The organism is Nocardiopsis metallicus (genome assembly GCF_014201115.1).
Lineage (GTDB): Bacteria > Actinomycetota > Actinomycetes > Streptosporangiales > Streptosporangiaceae > Nocardiopsis > Nocardiopsis metallicus.
This window is the reverse complement of sequence record NZ_JACHDO010000001.1, coordinates 4,531,990-4,551,711: the sequence shown is the minus strand read 5'-3', so window position 1 is coordinate 4,551,711 and position 19,722 is coordinate 4,531,990. Positions and strand designations below refer to the sequence as shown.

Below are 19,722 nucleotides of genomic sequence, written 5' to 3'. Positions count from 1 at the left end.
TCACCGAGCGCGCGGTTCCCCTTCCCAGGGGCCGCGCGCTCGGCGTGTGCGGGGTCGCCGGCTCGATAGTGTCGGTCGGCATGTGGAGTTTTCTGAGCAGGTTGGGATTCCGGAAGAGCCCGGGTTCCGGTGAGAGCCCGGGTTTCAGGGAGAGCAGGGACGAGGACATGGCTGAGGCCGAGCGCTGGCTGGTCGTGGGGCTGGGCAACCCCGGCCCCAAGTACGCGGGCAACCGGCACAACGCCGGGTTCATGGTGGTGGACGCCATGGCCGCGGACCAGGGCGAGCGCTGGAAGGTGCACAAGGCGCACGCCGAGGTCGCCGAGACCCGGATCGACGGCGTCTCTGTGGTCCTGGCCAAGCCGCGCACCTTCATGAACCTGTCCGGCGGGCCGATCGCCGGGCTGGCCCGGTTCTACAAGGTGCCCATGGAGCGGATCATCGTCGTGCACGACGAGATGGACATCGACTTCGGGGCCCTCAAACTGAAGAAGGGCGGCGGCTCCGGCGGCCACAACGGGCTGAAGTCGGCCACCGCCTCCCTCTCCGGTCCCGACTACCTGCGGGTCCGCTTCGGTGTGGGCCGTCCCCCCGGGCGGATGGACCCGGCCGCCTACGTCCTGCGCGACTTCTCCTCCACCGAGAGCCCCGAGCTGGACCTGAACGTGGGGCGCGCCGCCGACGCGGTCCGCACCATCCTCACCGACGGCCTGGGCAAGGCGCAGAACATCTTCCACACCGCGGCCTGACCCGCCCCGGGCCCGGACGCGGGCATCCGGGCCCCGGACGGATCCGCCAGCAGGGATCAGGACGCCGCCAGGAGGGTCTCCCGGAGCGCGTCGTAGGCGGGCTTGGTCGTGTAGTCGTCCCAGTAGATGGTGGCGCCGCCCTCACCCGGGAAGGTGTTGGGCACCCAGGAGTAGCGGTCGGGGAAGCCCCAGACGGTGAACGATTCGCAGCTGCTGACGTTCAGGCAGGCCTCCAGGGCGCGGGCGTAGTAGTCGGCCTGCTCCTCCAGTTGCTGCTCGGTGGGCTCGCCGCCGTCGGGGAGCTGCATGCGCACGTCCACCTCGGTCAGCGCCGTGGCCAGGCCGAGGGCCTCGAAGCGCTCCAGGTTCTGCTGGAGACTGGACGGGAATCCGTACTGGAGCGCGAGGTGGGTCTGCGCGGAGAAGCCGTGCACCGGCACACCCTCCGCCAGCAGTTCCCGGGTCAGCTCGTAGTAGGCGTTGCTCTTGGCGTTGACGTCCTCGACGTTGTAGTCGTTGAAGTAGAGCTCCGCCGAGGGGTCGGCCGCGTGCGCCCAGCGGAACGCGTCACCGACGATCTCCACCCCCAGCTCACGGATCCAGATGTTGTCCCCGGTGCGCAGGTTGCCGCCGTCGTCGAAGATCTCGTTGGCCACGTCCCACTGCTGGATCTGTCCCGCGTAGCGGCCGACCACGGTCTCGACGTGGTCCTGGAGGATCGCGCGCAGCTCTTCGGGGGAGTAGTTGCCGTTCTCCAGCCAGTCGGGGTTCTGGCTGTGCCACAGGAGGGTGTGCCCGCGTACGTCCTGCCCGTTGGCCTGGGCGAACTCGACGATGGCGTCGGCGTCCTCGAAGGCGTACTCGTCCGGACCCGGGCGCAGGTGGTCCCACTTCATCTGGTTCTCCGCGGACACCGAGCTGAACTGCTCGGCCAGGAGCTGCCGGTAGGTCTGGTCCCCGGTGAAGGGGTCGGGGTAGTCCTCGTCCTGGTGGTGTCCGCCGCCCGCGACGGCGCTGCCGATCACGAAGCCGCTGGGGGCCGCGTCGCGGAGGGTGGTGTCCTGTCGGTGGGCGGTTTCCGGCCGGATGTCGGCCGACGCGACGCCGGTCGCGGGCAGGGTCAGAGCCAATGCGGTGAGCACGGCTGCGGAGAGTCGAATCTGTCTCATAGCGGGGGCTCCAGACTCAGTTTTCCGGTTAAGTTCCGGAAACTTCCGAAACTTGTTGGAAATGGACAGTAAATTCTGTCGGAGGGAGCGTCAAGACCCCTTGTCGCGAAGATCTCGTAGTCTGGTGCTGGACCAAGGAGGTTCAGTGGGCGCTACCCCCTCACGAGAGGTCACCATCTCCGTCATCGCGGCGGAGGCGGGTGTCTCCGCGCCGACGGTCTCGCGCGTTCTCAACGGCCGGGGCGACGTCGCACCGGCCACCCGGGAGCGGATCGAGACCCTGCTGCGCACGCACGGCTACCGCCGCCGCGGTTCCCGTCCCAGGGAACGGGTCGGCCTGCTCGACCTGGTCTTCAACGATCTCGACAGTCCGTGGGCGGTCGAGATCATCCGGGGCGTGGAGGACGCCGCCCACCAGTCGGGTACCGGGGTGGTCGTCTCGGCCATACACAACCGGCCCAAGGCGGCCCGCCAGTGGCTGGACAACGTCCGCGCGCGGGTCAGCGACGGCGCGATCCTGGTCACCACCGACCTGGACCCCGAACTCAACGGCCAGTTGCGCGACCTGGACGTGCCCGCTGTGGTGATCGACGCGGTGGGCGTACCCGAACTGGTCACGCCGACGGTCGGCGCCACCAACTGGGCCGGTGGTCTCAGCGCCACCGAGTACCTGATCCAGCTCGGCCACCGGCGCATCGGTTTCGTGGAGGGTCGGCCCGAGCTCTGGTGCAGCCGGGCCAGGCTCGACGGCTACCGCGCGGGCCTGGAGACGGCGGGTCTGAGCGTGGACCCGGCCCTGGTCGCACCGGCCGAGTTCACCTACGAGTCCGGCTTCCGGGCCGGTCAGCGCCTCTTCGCGGGGGAGGACCACCCCACCGCGGTGTTCGTCTCCAGCGACCAGATGGCTCTGGGCGTCTACGAGGCGTTGCGCCAGCGGGGCCTGAGCGTGCCCGACGACGTCAGCGTGGTCGGTTTCGACGACCTTCCGGAAGCCCGCTGGTCCTCACCGCCGCTGACCACGGTGCGCCAGCCGCTGGCCGACATGGGCCGTCTCGCGGTGCGCACGGTGCACAGGCTCGTCCAGAACGAGACCATCGAGAGCTCCCGGGTGGAACTGGCCACCGAACTCATCGTTCGCCACAGCACCGCTCCGCCGCCCTAGGGCGCGGGGACCAGCAGGCGCCAGGCGGCGTGGGCGTGGTCCGCGGGGGCCCTGTCCTCGGTGCAGGCGACGGCGACCACCCCGACCAGGGCGCCCGCGAGATAGGCGGCGTGGGTGGTGACCGGGACGTCGTCGAAGCCGGGTGGCCGGGCCCCGGCGCTGAAGCGGTCGGTGAGGGCCTCGGTGAGCCGTTGGCGCAGCAGGTTCGAGAAGCGGGCGCTGCCCTGCGCGGAGAGCATTCGCTGGTAGAGCACGGCGTTGGCCGCGACGTGGGTGAACAGGTCGACCAACGGCTCGGGGGCCCGGTCCCGGGGCTGGTCGAGCGGGCAGAGGGCGGCGCAGCGGGCCACGTGGCTGAGGGCGCCGTCCATCGCGTCGGCGACCAGGGCGTCCAGGTCGGCGTAGTGCTGGTAGGCCGTGGCCCGGTTGATCCCGGCCTGCCTGGCCACGGCGGCCATGGTCACGGAGCCGAGCTCCCGTTCGGCGGCGAGGAACAGCAGGGCGGCGCGCAGCCGGTCGCGGGTGCGTTGGACTCGGGGGTCATCGGGATTCACGGGACCAGGGTACGACATCTGTCGCTTAAGCAACATGTGTTGATTAAGCGACAGGTGTCGTTTACTCTGTTCGCATGAGGATCGAGATCTGGGCGGACGTGGTCTGCCCCTGGATGTACATCGGTAAGCGACGCCTGGAGCGCGCGCTGGCCGAGCGGTCCGGCGAGCCGGTCGAGGTCGTGTGGCGGCCCTACCGGGTCGACCCCACGGCGCCCGCCGTGTCCGAGCCGGTCGAGGAGTTCCTGCGCGACCCCTTCGTCGAGGTCGCGCCGGAGGCCTGCGGCCCCGTCCGGGACGGGGACGGCGAGCTGGTCCAGATGTCGGAGCTGGCCGCCGCCGAGGGGCTCGGCGACCGCTGGGGTGCGGCCTGGCGGGCCGACAGCCACGACGCCCACCGGCTGCTCGCCCTGGCCGCGGCCGAGGGCCCCGCGGTCCAGGACGCCGTTGCCGAAGGCGTACTGCGCGCCCACTTCGTGGAAGGCCGTGACATCGCCGACCCCGGGGTGCTGGCGGGCATCGCCACCGAGGCCGGGTTCGCCCGGGGCGGGGAGCTGCTGGCCGGTGGCGGCGGTGCGGAGCTGGTCCGTGAACTCCTGCTGTGGGGGCAGGCCGAGGGCGTACGTACCTCGCCGACCTTCGTGGCCAACGGCATGGCGCTCACCGGGGCCCAGCCGCCCGAGCTGATCGCCGAGTTCCTGGACGAGGCGGCCGGGCGGGAGCCGAGGCGGATCCCGGAGGAGGTGGAGCGGCTGCGTCGGGCCGAGGCGCTGCTCGAGCTCGCCAACCCGCTGGGCGCGCTCGAACTGCTCGGGCCGCTGACCGAGACCTACGCCGCCGACCGCGGCGTGCGCTTCCTGGCTGCCCGTGCCTACTACCGTTCCGCCCAGCTGAACCGGGCGCGGAGCACTCTTGAGGCGCTGCTCGAGGAGAGCGCGGACGACGCCTACGCCCACCTTCTGCTGGGGCGCACGCTCCAGCGCCAGGGGGAGCGGGAGCTGGCCGAGCCGCACCTGCGGCTCGCGGCGGTCATGGACCCCTCGCTGGCCTGACGCTCTGGGTGCCGACCCGGCGCCCCCGGTGCTGGGTCCGTGCCGCGTCACGTTTCGTGCAGGGTTTCGGTCCAGGCACTATCTGGCCGGGTCCTGTCCCTAAGGGGCAGGGTCCGGCCGGTCTCAGGAAAGACACGTTCTCGGCTGGATCGGGACTTCTTCCCCAACAGGCCGCAACCTACGGCGACTTTTCCACTACTTTTGGTTACTGTTCGGGTTGGCGGTACGAGTTCCGCCCCCGAAGCGCGCCCCGCTCACACCCTCCGCGTGAGTCCCATGACGCCAGGGGCGATTACTCATAGTGAGTACAGGAATCCGTACGTGGTCTTGGGGGATACGTGGTGACAACCAGCGGGACCGTTCAGGGGAAACCCGCCGCGCATCGGCGGGAACGTCCGAAAGGGCCGGAAGGAGCAGCCGCCCACCCGCCCCGGCGGGTCCTGGTGAACACCGGCCCCCGGGCCGACGCCTGGTTGCGCCCCTACGTCCTCGGGCTGGTCGGGCTGGACCTGGCAGGTGCCCTCACAGCGACCCTGGCCGGGACCGCGGTCCGCTTCCACGGCTCCCTGGCCGCCGCCACAACCGTCCCCTACCTGGTCATCTCCCTGCTCCTGCCGCTGGTCTGGGTCCTCTTCGTCTGCCTCGGCGGCGGCTACGAACGCCGCTTCCTCGGGGTGGGCACAGAGGAGTACCGCCGGGTCGCGGTCGCCGGAGCGGTCCTGGCCGCCACCGTCGCGGTCGGCGCCTACGCCGTGAAGTTCGACCTCGCCCGCGGCTACGTGCTGGTCGCGCTGCCCCTGATCGTCCTGCTCAGCCTCGGCCTGCGCTACGCGCGGCGCAAGGCGCTGCACCGGCGCCGCCGTTCGGGGGCGTGCATGAGCGGGGTCGTGGTCGTCGGCTACGGAGTGGCCGCGAGTGACCTCATCCGGCGTTTCCGCGACGAGATCTACCACGGCATGCGCGTGGTGGGCGTCTGCCTGCCCGAACACGAGGCCCACACGGCCGCGATCGAGGGCGTTCCGGTCCTGGGCAGCTTCGCCGACGCGGCCGACGCCGCCGCACTGGTCGGCGCGGACACCGTCGCCGTCCTGGCCTGCCCCGAGATGGACGGCGTGGAGCTGCGCCGCCTGGCCTGGCAGCTGGAGAAGACCGGTACCGACCTCACCGTCGCCTCCGCCCTCATGGAGGTCGCCGGTCCGCGCACCACGATCCGCCCGGTGGCGGGCCTGCCCCTGCTGCACGTGGAGCATCCCGAGCTCGTCGGCGCCCGCCGCCTGGTCAAGGGGGCCTTCGACCGCTGCGCCGCCGCGCTCGCCCTGGTCCTGCTCTCGCCCCTCTTCCTGGTCCTGTGCCTGCTGATCCGATCCGAGGGCGGCGGACCCGCTTTTTTCCGGCAAACGCGCGTTGGCCGGGGTGGGGCCGAGTTCACGGTTTACAAGTTTCGTACGATGGTGGTCGGGGCGGAGGCACTGAAGAGCCTCCTCCAGCCCCGCAACGAGCACGACGGTGTGCTCTTCAAGATGCGTCGGGATCCCAGGGTCACGCCCACGGGGGCGTGGCTGCGCCGCTACTCGCTTGACGAGCTTCCCCAGCTCATCAACGTGGTGCGCGGAGAGATGTCGCTCGTCGGCCCCAGGCCGCCGCTGCCGGAGGAGGTCGCCCAGTACGGGCACGACGTCCGCCGCAGGCTGGTGGTCAAACCGGGGTTGACGGGCCTGTGGCAGGTCAGCGGCCGTTCCGACCTCTCTTGGGAGGAATCGGTCCGTCTGGATCTGCGGTACGTGGAAAACTGGTCGCTGACGCTGGACATCCAGATTCTGTGGAAGACGTGGTCAGCGGTGATCCGTGGGGCGGGAGCATACTAGCCGGTGAAGAGCATCCGAAACGATCATGAGGTGGCCCGGGACCTGGCGAGCGAGGCCGGGCAGCTGCTGCTGCGCCTGCGCGCCCGCCACGGCTTCGACGAGCCCGAGGTCCTGCGCACCCTGGGGGACCGCACCTCGCACGAGTTCCTCTTCTCCGCGCTCGGGCGGCTGCGGCCCAGCGACGAGGTGCTGTCCGAGGAGGGCGCTGACAACCCGGCACGGCTCAAGGCCCGGCGGGTGTGGATCATCGACCCGCTCGACGGGACCCGGGAGTTCTCCGAGCCCGGCCGCACCGACTGGGCCGTGCACGTGGCGCTCTGGGAGAACGGCGACCTGGTCGCCGGTGCGGTGGCGCTGCCCGCCCAGGGCAGCTGCCTGTCCACGGTCGACCCGCCGTGGCTGCCGGAGGAGCGCCCCGAGGGCCAGCGGCTGCGCATCACCGCGAGCCGCACCCGACCGCCCGCGTTCGTGCAGCGCATGGCGACCCAGCTCGGTGCCGAGGTGGTCCCGATGGGGTCGGCCGGCGCGAAGATCTGCGCCGTGCTGCTCGGCATCGCCGACATCTACGTGCACGCGGGCGGGCAGTACGAGTGGGACAGCGCCGCCCCGGTGGCGGTCGCGCGCGCCTCTGGCCTGCACACTTCCCGGATCGACGGTTCAGAGCTGCAATACAACGTAGCCGACCCACTACTCCCCGATGTCCTTGTATGCCGATCGGAATTGTCGGGTATGTTGTTGGCAAGCATCCGCGACGGCGCGGACCTTGACAGCGCCGGTCCGCACGCGGGGGCCTGAACCGAAGGACCCCTCCGCGGTGGAACCGGTCGTGTGTGTCGGTATTTCTAAGGCGGATTCCATGGGTCAGGCGAGTCAGCAGGCGCTCGGGCGTTACCAGCTCTCCCAGCTGGACGTCCTCGAGGCCGAGGCGATCTTCATCATGCGCGAGGTGGCGGCGGAGTTCGAGCGCCCCGTGCTCCTCTTCTCCGGCGGCAAGGACTCCATCGTCATGCTGCGCCTGGCGGAGAAGGCCTTCTGGCCCGGCCCGATCCCGTTCCCCGTCATGCACGTGGACACCGGACACAACTTCGACGAGGTCATCGAGTTCCGGGACCGTCGGGTGGCCCAGGCCGGGGTGCGACTGGTCGTCGCCTCGGTCCAGGAGCAGATCGACGCGGGCAAGGTCACCGAGCCCACCGGCCGCTGGGCCAGTCGCAACCGGCTGCAGACCTCGGCGCTGCTGGAGGCCATCGAGGACAACGGCTTCGACGCCGCGTTCGGCGGCGCCCGCCGCGACGAGGAGAAGGCCCGCGCCAAGGAGCGGGTCTTCTCCTTCCGCGACGAGTTCGGCCAGTGGGACCCCAAGAACCAGCGCCCCGAGCTCTGGAACGTGTTCAACACCCGGATCAACCGGGACGAGCACATCCGGGTCTTCCCGATCTCCAACTGGACCGAGCTCGACGTGTGGGGCTACATCCAGCGGGAGGAGCTGGAGCTGCCCTCGATCTACTTCGCCCACGAGCGGAGCGTGTTCGAGCGCGACGGCATCCTGCTCGCCGACTCCCCGCTCATTCAGCGCGACGAGACCGAGGTGCCCTTCACCGAGACCGTGCGCTATCGCACCGTCGGTGACCTGACCTGCACCGGTGCGGTCAAGTCCACGGCCGTGGAGCTGGACGACATCATCGCCGAGATCGCCGCGACCCGGATCACCGAGCGCGGTCAGACCCGCGCCGACGACCGGGCCAGCGAGGCCGCGATGGAGGACCGCAAGCGCGAGGGCTACTTCTAGCAGCCGCGCCGCCGCCTCCCCACTCCTCACCCGCGGCTCCCCGGCCGTCTCATACTTCGCACATTGGACCAGGCATCATGAGCAACGACATCCTGCGGTTCGCCACGGCGGGCTCCGTGGACGACGGCAAGAGCACCCTGATCGGGCGCCTGCTGTACGACTCCAAGTCCATCTTCGAGGACCAGCTCGACGCCGTGGAGCGCACCAGCGTCGCCCGCGGCGAGGAGCAGACCAACCTCGCGCTGCTCACCGACGGCCTGCGCGCCGAGCGTGAGCAGGGCATCACCATCGACGTGGCGTACCGCTACTTCGCCACCCCCAAGCGCACCTTCATCATCGCTGACACCCCCGGGCACATCCAGTACACCCGGAACATGGTCACCGGCGCCTCCACCGCCGACCTGGCGATCATCCTGGTGGACGCCCGCAAGGGCCTGCAGGAGCAGAGCCGCCGCCACGCCTTCCTCACCACCCTGCTCCAGGTGCCGCACCTGGTGCTCGCGGTGAACAAGATGGACCTGGTCGACTACTCCCAGGACCGTTTCGATGAGATCAAGGCCGAGTTCGCCGAGTTCGCCGCCAAGCTGGACGCGCGCGACCTCACCTTCGTGCCGATCTCCGCCCTGCACGGCGACAACGTGGTGAGCCAGTCCGAGAACATGCCCTGGTACACGGGCGGTTCCCTGCTGCACCACCTGGAGAACGTGCACATCGCCTCGGACCGCAACCTGATCGACGCGCGCTTCCCGGTGCAGTACGTGATCCGGCCGCACAAGTCCGACGACCCGGAGCTGCACGACTACCGGGGCTACGCGGGCCAGCTCGCGGGCGGGGTCCTCAAGCCCGGCGACGAGGTCACGCACCTGCCCTCGGGGCTGTCCACGCGCATCGCCAAGGTCCTCACCGCGGACGGGGAGGTGGCGGAGGCGTTCTCGCCGATGTCGGTCACCCTGCTGCTGGAGGACGAGATCGACATCTCCCGGGGCGACATGATCTGCCGCCCCAACAACACCCCGGCGGTGTCCCAGGACATCGAGGCGATGGTGTGCTGGATGACGGACGCCCGCAAGCTCACGCCGCGCTCCAAGCTCCTCGTCAAACACACGACCCGCACCGCGAAGGTCATGGTCAAGGACCTGCGCTACCGGCTGGACGTGAACTCGCTGCACCGCGACGAGAGCGCTGACCACCTGGCGCTCAACGAGATCGGCCGGGTGCGGCTGCGCTCCACCCAGCCGCTGTTCGTGGACGAGTACGCGAAGAACCGGCAGACGGGCGGGTTCATCCTCATCGACGAGGCCACCAACACCACGGTGGGCGCCGGAATGGTCGTCAAAGCCGACTAGACGTACCCGGTAAAAGCCTAAACATTCCGAGCGGGGCCGCTTTTCGCGGCCCCGTTTCGTGTGTTCCCGACAGGGGTGTCCGAGTGGGGCGGCCCAGACCGGTGCGGGCCTGTTTCTTGCGCTGATGTTTTCCTGATGTAAAGGCTTGATCAGCTTTTTTCTGGGCCTCGGTACCAATGGAGATCCAGCTAAAGCGGTTCCCGAGGGTGCGGAAGTTACCCGGCGTTAGGGGCGTATACAGGCGCTCAGGCCAAGCAGAGTGTAACCCCGAGGCGTGTGAACATGGCGCATTGGCTAGTGGCGCGGAGGGTGATCGTTCAAAAAAAATCCGCTCGCCCTCTGGCATTCAGGGGTCAAGTCTGTCTAAAGTGTGCGAATCGTGCACGGGATCGCAATCGCGCCAATACGCACGGTTATGTCCTGTCGCGTACTCCCAATATGAATACCCCCACAAGGAGGAGCCGCGTGAAGAAGCACCCCACTCGCAGGGTCGCGTTCAGCGCTGTCGCGGTCAGCGCACTCACCATTCCCCTGGCGCTCTCCGGCGCCACCACCGCCGGCGCCCAGGAACTCGCGCCGGTGTACACGACCTCTTCCGCCGCGGGCGGTGACTGGTTCGTCGTCCTCGAGGACACCATCACCACTCAGTCCGTCTCCGCGTCGGCCTTCGGCATCTCCGCCGACCAGGTCAACCACGTCTACGAGGAGACCATCAACGGCTACTCGGCCACGCTGAGCGCGGCCGAGGTCGAGGAGCTGCGCGCGCAGGACGGCGTCGCCTACATCGAGCAGGTCGGCGAGGCCCACACCATGGTCCCGTGGGGCCTGGACCGGATCGACCAGGAGGACCTGCCCCTGGACGGGTCCTACACGACCGAGTCCGACGGCAGCGGCACCTCCGTCTACGTCATCGACACCGGGATCGACGACTCCCACCCCGAGTTCGGTGACCGGGCCTCGGTCGGCTTCGACGCCACCGGCGGTGACGGCGGCGACCGCCAGGGCCACGGCACGCACGTGGCGGGCACCGTGGGCGCCGACGGCTACGGTGTGGCTCCGGGCGCCGACCTGATCGGCGTCAAGGTGCTCGGCGACGACGGCTCGGGCTCCTACGACGACGTCATCGCGGGCATCGAGTGGGTGGCCGAGAACTCCGCGGACAACGCGGTCGCCAACCTGTCCCTGGGCGGCCCGGCCTCGCAGGCCGTGGACGACGCGGTCAACGCCCTGGCCGACTCCGGTGTGTTCGTGGCCGTCGCCGCGGGCAACGAGGGCCAGGACACGGGCAACGTCTCCCCGGGTGGCGCCGAGGGTGTCGTCGCGGTCGGCGCCTCCGACCGCAACGACGCCACCGCCTCCTTCTCCAACCACGGTCCGGCCGTCGACATCTACGCTCCCGGCGTGGCCGTCGAGTCCACCATCCCCGGTGGCGGCACGGACAGCTTCAGCGGTACCTCGATGGCCAGCCCGCACGTGGCCGGCGCCGCCGCACTGTACAAGAGCACCTTCGGCGATGCCGAGCAGGGCGTCATCCTCGACTGGCTGATCGCGAACGGCGGCGAGGACAAGCTCAGCGGCGTGCCCGGCAACACGGTCAACCTGCTGCTGAACGTCGAGGGCCTGTAGGACCGTCCGGGCTGTGGAGTCCCCGCGCGTCCACACCCTGACGGACTGACCGTCGACCACGAGTGAAACGGCCCCGGGCCGGGAGCGAGCCTCCTTGGGTTCTAGTGGTGGTCGCAACACCCTGACTTTGGGGAGGTTGCGACCACCGTGTCGTTTTCCAAGCAAGAACTGGCCCGGCTGCGGGAGCGGTTCCTGGAGCTGATGACCGAGTCCGGGAACGTCACCGAGGTAGCCCGAAAGCTCGGTATCAACCCCAACACCGCGTTCACCTGGGCACGCAAAGCCGGACTACGCTCCAGGCGCCAGCAGCGCCGCCACCCAGCACGAGACGAGTACCACCGCCTGCGTCAGAGCGCTGTGCCCCGCCGAGAGGCCGCCCGGCGGGTCGGGATCAACGAGCGCACCGCCAAAGACTGGGACCGCGGGGTACGCAAGTCCGGCAACTCAAGGATCTATGCCGATGGCCGCCGGGTGAACTACTCCACCGGACAGACCACCATAGAGCCCATGACCAGCCCCCAACCAGCGTTGGACGCACTCGAACGGCAGGTGCATCCACGCTTTTTGACCCTGCACGAGCGGGAGAGGATCGCTGACCTTCACCGGGCCGGGTGGAGCCTGCGAGCGATCGGCCGCGACCTGGGGCGACCCGCCTCGACGATCAAGCGTGAACTCGACCACCACCGTGGCCAGGACGGCTCCTACGGCGCCTATACGGCCCAACGCCGGGCCATCGCACAGCGGGCGCGTCCCAAACCCGCCAAGCTCGCCTGCCCCGGCCCCTTGCGCGACTACGTCGCCCAAGGGTTGGAGGAACAATGGTCCCCCGAGCAGATCAGCAACCGGATCGTTGAGGACCATCCTGATGACCAGGACATGCGTGTGAGCCACGAAACGATCTACCAGGCGCTCTACGTCCAGGCCCGGGGCGGGCTCAAACGCGAGGTCGCCGCCGCGCTGCGCACCGGACGCATCCGACGCAAGCCCCGCCGTTCCTCCGAGCACAGGCAGAGCCGGTTCGTTGATCCGATGGTGATGATCAGCGAGCGCCCCGCCGAGGTCGAAGACCGTGCTGTTCCAGGGCATTGGGAGGGCGATTTGATCACGGGGGCGCATAACAAGTCCGCGATCATCACCTTGGTCGAGCGGTCGAGCAGGTATGTGATGCTCGGGCACCTGCCCGGCGAGCACACCGCCGAGGCGGTGGGAGGCGTTCTGAGCGCTCTGGTCCAGACGCTGCCCGAGCATCTGCGCGGGTCCTTGACCTGGGACCAGGGCAGCGAGATGGCCGGTCACAGAAGGTTCTCGGTGGATACGGGGGTGCCGGTGTTCTTCTGCGACCCGGCCTCGCCCTGGCAGCGCGGGTCGAACGAGAACACCAACGGGCTGTTGCGCCAGTACTTTCCCAAGGGCACCGATCTGTCGGTGCACGGCCCGCTGGACCTGGAGCACGTGGCTCAGAAGCTGAACGGTCGGCCACGCAAAACGCTCGGCTGGAAAACTCCAGCCGAGCGTTTGCATACACTCGTGTGATCAACGAGGTGTTGCGATGACCCCTTGAATCCACCCTCCCCCCCCGGGGCCGTCTCTGTTCCAGGGCCGTCGACACGGAGCGATGTCACGTTCCGCTAATGCTCAATGACTTCAGGTAATAGCCTGGGCTCGTGGATGGATATCGTCTGGTGTTCGTCGGTGGGATGGGCCGTTCCGGTTCCACCCTGATCGAGCGCCTTCTTGGTGAGCTGCCCGGGTTCTGCTCCGTCGGTGAGATCGTGCACCTGTGGCAGCGGGGTCTGGTGGAGAACGAGCGCTGCGGCTGCGGTCTGGCCTTCGCCGACTGCGGGTTCTGGGCGGAGGTGGGCAAGCGGGCGTTCGGGGGCTGGGAGCGCCTGGACGTCCAGCGGGTGCTGCGGCTCAAGCACGGCGTCGACCGGACCCGCTACCTGCCGGGGCTGCTCAACGGATCGTCGGGGGAGGGCCCCCTCTCGGCCCGCACCGCGCGCTACACGGACCTCTATCACCGGCTCTACTCGGCGGTCGCGCAGGTCAGCGGTGCCCGGGTGATCGTGGACGCCAGTAAGCACGCCTCCCTGGCGGCCTGCCTGCGCTGGCGGTACGGCGCCCGGATGCGCCTGCTGCACGTGGTGCGCGACCCCCGGGCGGTGGCGCACTCCTGGGGCAAGCGGGTGGCGCGCCCGGACGCGTCGCCGGGAAGTTCCGAGCCGGAGATGGCGCGCTACTCGGCGGGCCGTTCGGCGGTGCAGTGGATGACCCAGAACTCCACGCTGGACGCGCTGGCCCGGCAGGGGGTCCCGACCCTGCGGGTGCGCTACGAGGATTTCGTGGCCGACCCGGAGGCCGAGTTCGGTCGCGTGGCCGTCTTCGCCGGACACGCCGGAACGCCGCTCACCCTGGGTGAGGGCGGGGTGGAGCTGTCCGAGGGCCACGCGGTCTCAGGAAACCCGATGCGCTTCAGGACCGGCCCGGTGGGCGTCCGGGCCGATCACGCCTGGCGGGAGGGGATGGCTCCGTGGCGCCGAGGCCTGGTCGCCGCGATCACCTCCCCCACGCGCGGACGCTACGGCTACTGAGGGCACGGTCCCACTGGGGGTTTTGCGTACTGCTGTCCGCTAGGCGAACGACAGGGTGTTGCGCGGGCAAAACATGACGTATGGTCATCATGTGAGCACTCTGTGTTGCATTCGGGTGGGCTAGGGGGCGGTTGGCCGTGAACAGCGGACCGGTACGGGGGATGGCGGCGGCGGGGGCTCTGCTCCTCGCCCTGGGGCTCGCGGGGGTGGGCGACGCGCCCTCCGACGCCGCGACGCCGGCGGAGAGCCGACCGCCCGAGAGTCAGCCGATCCACCGGTCGGCACCGCTCCTCGGGATGCCCTCCTCCCGGGAGATCCACTGCACCGTCTCCGACATCCTCGAACCCTCCTGCGGGGTCTGGTGGGGGGCCAGCCCCTACGGCGACGACGTGCGCGCGCTGGAGTCCGCGGTGGGCCGGGACATGGACATCGTCTACACCTGGCGCGGCATCGACCAGCCGAACGTCCCCGGCGACCGCGAACTGCGGATGATCGCCGAGGGCCGCTTCGTGCACACCAACATCGAGGCCCGCCGCTTCACCCGGCCCGGGCACCCGGACATCTCCTACCGCAGCATCCTCAGCGGCGAGTTCGACTCCTCGCTGCGCTCCCAGGCGCGGGCCATCGCGGAGCTGGAGGTGCCCTACTTCGTCACCTTCGACCACGAGGCCGACGGCAAGAACCGCTACAACAAGCGCGGCACCCCCGCCCAGTTCGTGCGCTCCTGGCGGCACATCGTCGACTTGTACCGCTCCGAGGGCGCGGACAACGTCATCTGGGTGTGGAACGTGACCGGCTGGCCCGGCAACGTGAACCGCCTCCCCGGCCTGTGGCCCGGCAACGACTACGTCGACTGGATCAGCTGGGAGGCGTACAACATGACCGGCTGCGACAAGATGAACAACTGGACCCACGTCGACTCCTTCGAGGACGCGCTCGCCCCCACCTACGAATGGATCCAGGAGGAGGGGCCCAAACACGGGATCGACCCGACCAAACCGGTCATGATCGGTGAGATGGGCACCACCGACATCGGTCCCCGGGAGACCCTGAAGTGGTACGCGGACGTCCCGGACGTCCTCAAGCGCTATGAGCGCGTGCGCGCGGTGAAGCTGTGGGACAGCAAGGTCGGCGACGGCTGCGACTTCCGGATCCAGGCCAACGAGTACGCCCGGCGCGGCTTCGAACTGGCCGGACAGGACCCCTACGTGAACCTGCCCGACCGGGTCCGCCGCCTCGCCGAGTACGCCGCCACCCGCGACTGAGTCCGCCTTCCACGGCTGCGTCCGCCGCCTGTTCCGAGGGCCGCCCCGACGTCACCGCCGGGGCGGCCCTCTCGCGTGTGCTGTCCGGGCGAGGCCACCCCTTCGCTTTATTGACCACTAGTGCTAATCTTTGACCATGCGTTCAAAAGAAGCGGCGACGTTCACCCAGGCCGCACGCCGAGAACAGATGATCCAGGCGACCATCGAGACCGTCGCCGAGGTCGGCTTCCACAAGGCCTCGCTGGCCCGCATCGCCGAACGGATGGGGATCGCCAAGGGCGGGATCATCTACCACTTCTCCAGCCGCGACGAGCTCATCCGGGCCGCGCTCCAGGAGGTCTTCGACCGGCTCACCCGGCACATGCTCGAACAGGTCGAGCGCGCGGTCAGCCTGCGGGAGGCCGTCTGGATCTACGTGGTCACCCTGGTCGGCTACCTGGACGCGCACCGCGACGAGGTCCGGCTGATCTCCGAGGGGTTCGCCGCCACCCAGAACGCCGAGAGCGCAGAGGAACAGGTCCAGACGCGGTGGAGCGGGCTGGCCGACATCCTCGACCAGGCCGTCGCGGAGACCGGGCGCCCCGGGGTCGACACCAAGGTCCTCGCCATCACCGTCAGCGGCGGGATCGACGCCCTGGTCGGCGAGGCGCTGCGCGACCCCGGCTTCGACCTCCGGGCGGCGGGGGAGCGGCTGGCGGAGATGGTCGACCACCTCATAGAACCGGAAGGGGAGTTCCCGGATGAGTGACCGGGCGACAGTCATCGAGGTCCGCGGCCTCCACAAGTCCTTCGGCGGCACCCGCGCGGTCCGCGGGGTCGACCTGGAGATCCGTGAAGGGGAGATCTTCGGGGTGGTGGGGCCCAACGGCTCGGGCAAGACCACCACCGTCGAGTGCGTCACCGGACTCCAACGCCCCGATCAAGGCCGGGTCCGTGTCCTGGGTCTGGACCCCGAACGCGACCGTGCGCTGGTGCGCCGCCTGGTCGGCGTCCAGCTCCAGCAGAGCCAGCTCTCCGAGCGCGTCACGGTGCGCGAGGCCCTGCGGCTCTTCGCCACCTTCTACGCCGACCCGGCCGACCCCGAAGAGCTCATGGACACCTTCGGGCTGCGGGAGAAGGCCGACCAGCAGTTCACCAAGCTCTCCGGCGGCCAGAAGCAGCGCCTGTCCATCGCGCTGGCCCTGGTGGGCAACCCCCGCGTGGTCGTGCTCGACGAACTCAGCACCGGACTGGACCCGGCCGCCCGCCGCGACACCTGGGCGGCGGTGGCCGCCCTGCGCGAGCGCGGGGTGACGGCCGTGCTGGTCACCCACTTCATGGACGAGGCCGAGTACCTGTGCGACCGGGTCGCCGTGCTCGTCGGGGGGAGCGTGGTCGCCCTGGACACCCCCGAGGCGCTGGTCGCCTCGGTGAGCACCACCCGGGTCCGGTTCCGGGCCCGCAACACCGACGTCGGGGCCCTTCGCGAGCTCCCCGGGGTGAGGGAGGCGACCGCCGAGGGGGACGCCCTCGACCTCACCGGGACCGGAGCCAACCTGGCCTTCACGGTCTCCGCCGAGCTCGGCCGCCAGGGGATCACCCCGGCCGAGTTCACCGTGCACAACAGCGGCCTGGAGGACGTCATGCTCGCGCTGCGCACCCACAACCAGGACCGGGAGGCCCGCACATGAGCCCGCCTGCCCGTACCGCCTCGGTGGCCGTGCCGCCGCGCGCCCCGGTCGCACACATGGTGCTGGCGATCTGCGCCAGCGAGATGCGCGCCGCCGGGCGCGACCGCCTGCTCATGGTGTTCACGCTGCTGACGCCGTTGCTGATCATGCTGCTATTCGCGCAGCTGCCCGACATGTTCGACCACGACCCCGCCCACGGTGGCCTGCGCGCGGTGGACGCGGTAATGGCGCCCGTCGCCCTCGGCGTCGCCCTGATGGCCATCTCGCTGGTGATCGTCCCCACGACCCTGGCCGCCGCCCGCGAGCATCGCTACCTGCGTCGGATCTCCGCCACCCCGGCCCCGCCCGGCGCGCTGCTGCTCGCCCACACCCTGGTCGGTGCGGTCAACATGGTCGGCGCTTGCGCGGTGATCCTCGGCGTCGGATGGCTCGTCTACGACCTGCGGATGCCGGTCGCCCCGGGCTGGTTCGTGCTCGGCCTGCTCTTGGCCGCGATGGCGCTGCTGGCGCTGTCCGCACTGATCGGCGGGCTGGTCCCCAACGCCACCTGGGCCAACGCCCTGGGCGCGGTGGTGCTGGTTCCCGGCATGTTCCTCAGCGGGGTCCTCTTCCCCGCCGAGGACATGCCCGCCTCGCTCCAGCGGGTCACGGACGTCCTGCCCTCCGGCGCCGCCCTGCACGTCCTGCGCGAGGCCTGGACCGGCCAGCCACCACAGCCCCTCCACCTGCTGGTGTTGGTCGCCACCACAGTGCTGCTGTGGCCGCTGGCCATCCGTTTCTTCCGCTGGAGCTGACCCGGACCGAACCCCTCCTGCCGGTGTGCCTACACCCCCTTGCCGCGCAGGTGGAGCAGGCGCAGGATCCAACCGGCCGGAACGCCGCACACCACCAGGAGGGCCAGGTAGGACCGGCCCTCCAGAGGCCGGTTGCGCAGGGTCCGCCCGATCCACCGCAGCGCCTGCCCGCGCCGCTTGGCGGCCGCCTCGGCGAAGGCGATCTGGCCCGCGATCCTCGCGTAGCCGCGCGGTACCAGGGCGAACTCCGGGTAGCGCTCCAGCAGCCAGCGCAGCGCGGTGGAGATGGTGTGCCAGCGCTCCGAGAAGAAGGACTTGCGGTGCCACAGCACCCGCACGCCGGGCTCGGGGACGTTGCGGATCGGGGCGCGCCTGGCCAGCCGTAGCAGCAGCTCGTAGTCCTCGGCGTAGCTGCCGGGGATCTCCTCGCTCACCGTTCCGCAGCCGTCGATCATGGCCGAACGCCGGATCAGGAAGGTGGACGGGTGCAGCTCGGTCAGCCGCGACTTCAGCAGGTCGGCGAAGGTGACGCTGGTCCGGTCCAGGATCCGCTCGGACTCGACCCGGTCGTAGACCACCTGGATACCGCAGCACACCATGTCGGTGCCGGGTTCGGCGCGCATGATCTCCACCTGGGCGCGGAGCTTCTCGGGAAGCCAGGTGTCGTCGTCGTCGCAGAAGGCCACGAGCTCGGTGTCGGCGCCCAGCACGCCGGTGTTGCGCGCCCCGGCCAGCCCCGGGGTGAGCGTGTTGGTCACCACCCGGACCGGGCGGTCGCCCTCGGTGTGGGCGAGCGAGGGGTCGGGCTGATCGTTGTCGTAGACCACGATGGTGGTGATCCGCCCGGGGTAGTCCTGCTCGACGATCGCACGCAGGGTGCGGCGCAGCAGCTCGGGCCGGTCACGGGTGGGCACGACCACCGTCACCGCCGGCCAGGTGCCGTTCGGCGTCCTGGTCGCCGCGGTGGTCTCTGCCCCCGTCGCGGAGCCCTCCCGGGCACTGTCCACCGTGGCCTCGTCCGTCTCGTGGGTGAGCAGGTCGATCAGTTGACCGGCGCGCAGGGCCGCGCGTTCGGTTCCGTCGTCGGCGCCCGGGTCCACCCGGAAGTCCTCGGGTGAGGCCAGGGCCTTGTCGATGAACGCGTGCAGCTGCTGGGCGGTGGTGCAGGCGCGCACCCGGCCCGCCTCCTCCACCCGCTTGACGAACAGCAGCTGGTGGTTGTCCACGTGCTCGCCCAGCTCGGGGTCCCGGGCGACCACGACCGGCAGGTGCCCGGCGGCCCGCGCCTGCGTGATGGTCCCGGGGCCGCCGTGCGTGACCACGACGGCGGCCGAGCGCATCGCCTCGGAGAGCTCCTCGCCGGGCAGGAACGGGGTGCCCGAGGCCCTGGCCGGGGCCTGGCTGTTCCCGTGCTGGACCAGTACCCGCAGGTCCGGGCGGCGGCGGGCGTAGTCGTCGGTCCAGCGCACCAGACGGTCGAAGGCGTGGTGGTCGGTGCCGAGGCTGACGACCACGTCGGGGTGGTCGCTGCCGCCGGGGCGGCGCGTGGGGCGGGTGGTCTGTTCGGTCACAGCAGCGGTCCTACGGTAATGGCGGTCGGCATGAACGAGCGCTGTTCCTCCCACTGGGCGAGGAACAGGCGGGTGAAGGGCTTGCAGAGCCGGGCGGTGAGGGTGGGGGTGTCGATGCGGTCGTAGACCTCGATGTAGACGGTGGGTATCCGCATCAGCCAGGCCAGGACGAAGAACGGCAGGGCCACCCCGGCACCGGTGCTGACCACGGCGGCGGGACGCCGCGCGCGCATCACCCGCAGGGCCAGGACCGTGTTGCGCAACAGGTTGCCGACGTGGCGCGTGGTGGGGTGGTGGGCCCAGCGCACCGACTCGTCGGCCAGCGAGGACTCGGCGTCGGGGGTGCGGAAGGTGACCCACACGCGTTCCCTGCCCTGCCACCAGGGGCGCAGGGAGCGGAGCTGGGTGAGGTGGCCCCCGCTGGAGGCCACCAGGAGAACCGGTCGGTCAGGCATTCAGTCATCAGTCCATTGCTCTGGGTGTTCAATCGTGAGCGCGGGGAGCCCGGCGGGGAAGGCGACG

Annotated in this window: 18 protein-coding genes; 14 read left to right on the top strand and 4 right to left on the bottom strand. The window is 70.0% G+C overall.

Translation table 11 applies throughout. The features are described from left to right. The first annotated feature begins 80 nt into the window (after positions 1–80). Positions 81–749 carry an aminoacyl-tRNA hydrolase gene (gene pth, locus HNR07_RS19815; protein ID WP_184366269.1) on the top strand — a complete coding sequence of 223 codons (669 nt, stop codon included), beginning with the start codon at positions 81–83 and terminating at the stop codon, positions 747–749. A 56-nt stretch (positions 750–805) separates the two neighbouring features. Here the strand turns inward: pth and HNR07_RS19810 are convergent, their stop codons facing one another. Then, a complete protein-coding gene (locus HNR07_RS19810; RefSeq protein ID WP_184366268.1) occupies positions 806–1,918 on the bottom strand; it encodes an endo-1,4-beta-xylanase in 1,113 nt (370 codons plus the stop codon). 145 nt (positions 1,919–2,063) lie between these two features. Here HNR07_RS19810 and HNR07_RS19805 point away from each other — a divergent pair, with 145 nt between their 5' ends. Continuing rightward, entirely contained in the window at positions 2,064–3,080 is a 1,017-nt protein-coding gene (locus tag HNR07_RS19805) for a LacI family DNA-binding transcriptional regulator (protein ID WP_184366267.1), read from the top strand. On the opposite strand, the gene HNR07_RS19800 is transcribed toward HNR07_RS19805, so the two are convergent. Then, positions 3,077–3,634: a TetR/AcrR family transcriptional regulator gene (locus HNR07_RS19800; RefSeq protein WP_184366266.1), complete on the bottom strand. Its 558-nt coding sequence runs from the start codon at positions 3,632–3,634 to the stop codon at positions 3,077–3,079. The genes HNR07_RS19805 and HNR07_RS19800 overlap by 4 nt on opposite strands. Positions 3,635–3,708: 74 nt before the next feature. Between HNR07_RS19800 and HNR07_RS19795 the strand changes: the two genes are divergently transcribed. From HNR07_RS19795 to HNR07_RS19740, 12 genes are all read left to right on the top strand, one after another. Further along, positions 3,709–4,683 (top strand): DsbA family oxidoreductase, encoded by a 975-nt coding sequence (locus HNR07_RS19795; protein ID WP_184366265.1) that lies wholly within the window; start codon positions 3,709–3,711, stop codon positions 4,681–4,683. 338 nt (positions 4,684–5,021) lie between these two features. Beyond that, on the top strand, positions 5,022–6,548 hold the full coding sequence (locus tag HNR07_RS19790) for a sugar transferase (RefSeq protein ID WP_184366264.1): 1,527 nt from the start codon (positions 5,022–5,024) through the stop codon (positions 6,546–6,548). 3 nt (positions 6,549–6,551) lie between these two features. After that, positions 6,552–7,343 (top strand): 3'(2'),5'-bisphosphate nucleotidase CysQ, encoded by a 792-nt coding sequence (locus HNR07_RS19785; protein ID WP_184366263.1) that lies wholly within the window; start codon positions 6,552–6,554, stop codon positions 7,341–7,343. A 61-nt stretch (positions 7,344–7,404) separates the two neighbouring features. Further along, complete coding sequence (gene cysD / locus HNR07_RS19780; RefSeq protein ID WP_184366262.1) at positions 7,405–8,337, top strand: sulfate adenylyltransferase subunit CysD; 933 nt, start codon at positions 7,405–7,407, stop codon at positions 8,335–8,337. Positions 8,338–8,414: 77 nt separating this feature from the next. Then, positions 8,415–9,683 carry a sulfate adenylyltransferase subunit CysN gene (gene cysN, locus HNR07_RS19775; RefSeq protein WP_184366261.1) on the top strand — a complete coding sequence of 423 codons (1,269 nt, stop codon included), beginning with the start codon at positions 8,415–8,417 and terminating at the stop codon, positions 9,681–9,683. Between the two features lie 465 nt (positions 9,684–10,148). Then, positions 10,149–11,309 (top strand): S8 family peptidase, encoded by a 1,161-nt coding sequence (locus HNR07_RS19770; protein WP_184366260.1) that lies wholly within the window; start codon positions 10,149–10,151, stop codon positions 11,307–11,309. A 147-nt stretch (positions 11,310–11,456) separates the two neighbouring features. Beyond that, positions 11,457–12,842 carry an IS30 family transposase gene (locus tag HNR07_RS19765; RefSeq protein WP_449406846.1) on the top strand — a complete coding sequence of 462 codons (1,386 nt, stop codon included), beginning with the start codon at positions 11,457–11,459 and terminating at the stop codon, positions 12,840–12,842. Between the two features lie 149 nt (positions 12,843–12,991). Then, positions 12,992–13,900 (top strand): sulfotransferase, encoded by a 909-nt coding sequence (locus HNR07_RS19760; protein ID WP_312894072.1) that lies wholly within the window; start codon positions 12,992–12,994, stop codon positions 13,898–13,900. 137 nt (positions 13,901–14,037) lie between these two features. Then, on the top strand, positions 14,038–15,165 hold the full coding sequence (locus HNR07_RS19755; RefSeq protein ID WP_312893903.1) for a glycoside hydrolase family 26 protein: 1,128 nt from the start codon (positions 14,038–14,040) through the stop codon (positions 15,163–15,165). A 136-nt stretch (positions 15,166–15,301) separates the two neighbouring features. Then, a complete protein-coding gene (locus HNR07_RS19750; protein ID WP_184366259.1) occupies positions 15,302–15,913 on the top strand; it encodes a TetR/AcrR family transcriptional regulator in 612 nt (203 codons plus the stop codon). Continuing rightward, the gene (locus HNR07_RS19745; protein WP_184366258.1) at positions 15,906–16,835 is read left to right on the top strand and encodes an ABC transporter ATP-binding protein; all 930 of its coding nucleotides are present in this window, start codon (positions 15,906–15,908) and stop codon (positions 16,833–16,835) included. Before HNR07_RS19750 ends, HNR07_RS19745 begins: the two co-directional genes overlap by 8 nt. Then, positions 16,832–17,629, top strand: coding sequence for an ABC transporter permease (locus HNR07_RS19740; protein WP_184366257.1), 798 nt, complete (start codon positions 16,832–16,834; stop codon positions 17,627–17,629). Before HNR07_RS19745 ends, HNR07_RS19740 begins: the two co-directional genes overlap by 4 nt. A 29-nt stretch (positions 17,630–17,658) precedes the next feature. Here the strand turns inward: HNR07_RS19740 and HNR07_RS19735 are convergent, their stop codons facing one another. Together HNR07_RS19735 and HNR07_RS19730 are read right to left on the bottom strand one after the other, a co-directional pair. Further along, complete coding sequence (locus HNR07_RS19735) at positions 17,659–19,200, bottom strand: glycosyltransferase (protein ID WP_184366256.1); 1,542 nt, start codon at positions 19,198–19,200, stop codon at positions 17,659–17,661. Further along, positions 19,197–19,655, bottom strand: coding sequence for a glycosyltransferase family 28 protein (locus HNR07_RS19730; protein ID WP_184366255.1), 459 nt, complete (start codon positions 19,653–19,655; stop codon positions 19,197–19,199). Before HNR07_RS19730 ends, HNR07_RS19735 begins: the two co-directional genes overlap by 4 nt. Positions 19,656–19,722 lie beyond the last annotated feature (67 nt).

Excerpts from the sequence above, each read along its gene's own strand:
- pth (WP_184366269.1), top strand. The coding sequence starts at position 81 with ATGTGGAGTTTTCTGAGCAGGTTGGGATTCCGGAAGAGCCCGGGTTCC.
- HNR07_RS19730 (WP_184366255.1), bottom strand. The coding sequence starts at position 19,655 with ATGCCTGACCGACCGGTTCTCCTGGTGGCCTCCAGCGGGGGCCACCTC.
- HNR07_RS19795 (WP_184366265.1), top strand. The coding sequence starts at position 3,709 with ATGAGGATCGAGATCTGGGCGGACGTGGTCTGCCCCTGGATGTACATC.
- HNR07_RS19745 (WP_184366258.1), top strand. The coding sequence starts at position 15,906 with ATGAGTGACCGGGCGACAGTCATCGAGGTCCGCGGCCTCCACAAGTCC.
- HNR07_RS19810 (WP_184366268.1), bottom strand. The coding sequence starts at position 1,918 with ATGAGACAGATTCGACTCTCCGCAGCCGTGCTCACCGCATTGGCTCTG.
- cysD (WP_184366262.1), top strand. The coding sequence starts at position 7,405 with ATGGGTCAGGCGAGTCAGCAGGCGCTCGGGCGTTACCAGCTCTCCCAG.
- HNR07_RS19740 (WP_184366257.1), top strand. The coding sequence starts at position 16,832 with ATGAGCCCGCCTGCCCGTACCGCCTCGGTGGCCGTGCCGCCGCGCGCC.
- cysN (WP_184366261.1), top strand. The coding sequence starts at position 8,415 with ATGAGCAACGACATCCTGCGGTTCGCCACGGCGGGCTCCGTGGACGAC.
- HNR07_RS19750 (WP_184366259.1), top strand. The coding sequence starts at position 15,302 with ATGCGTTCAAAAGAAGCGGCGACGTTCACCCAGGCCGCACGCCGAGAA.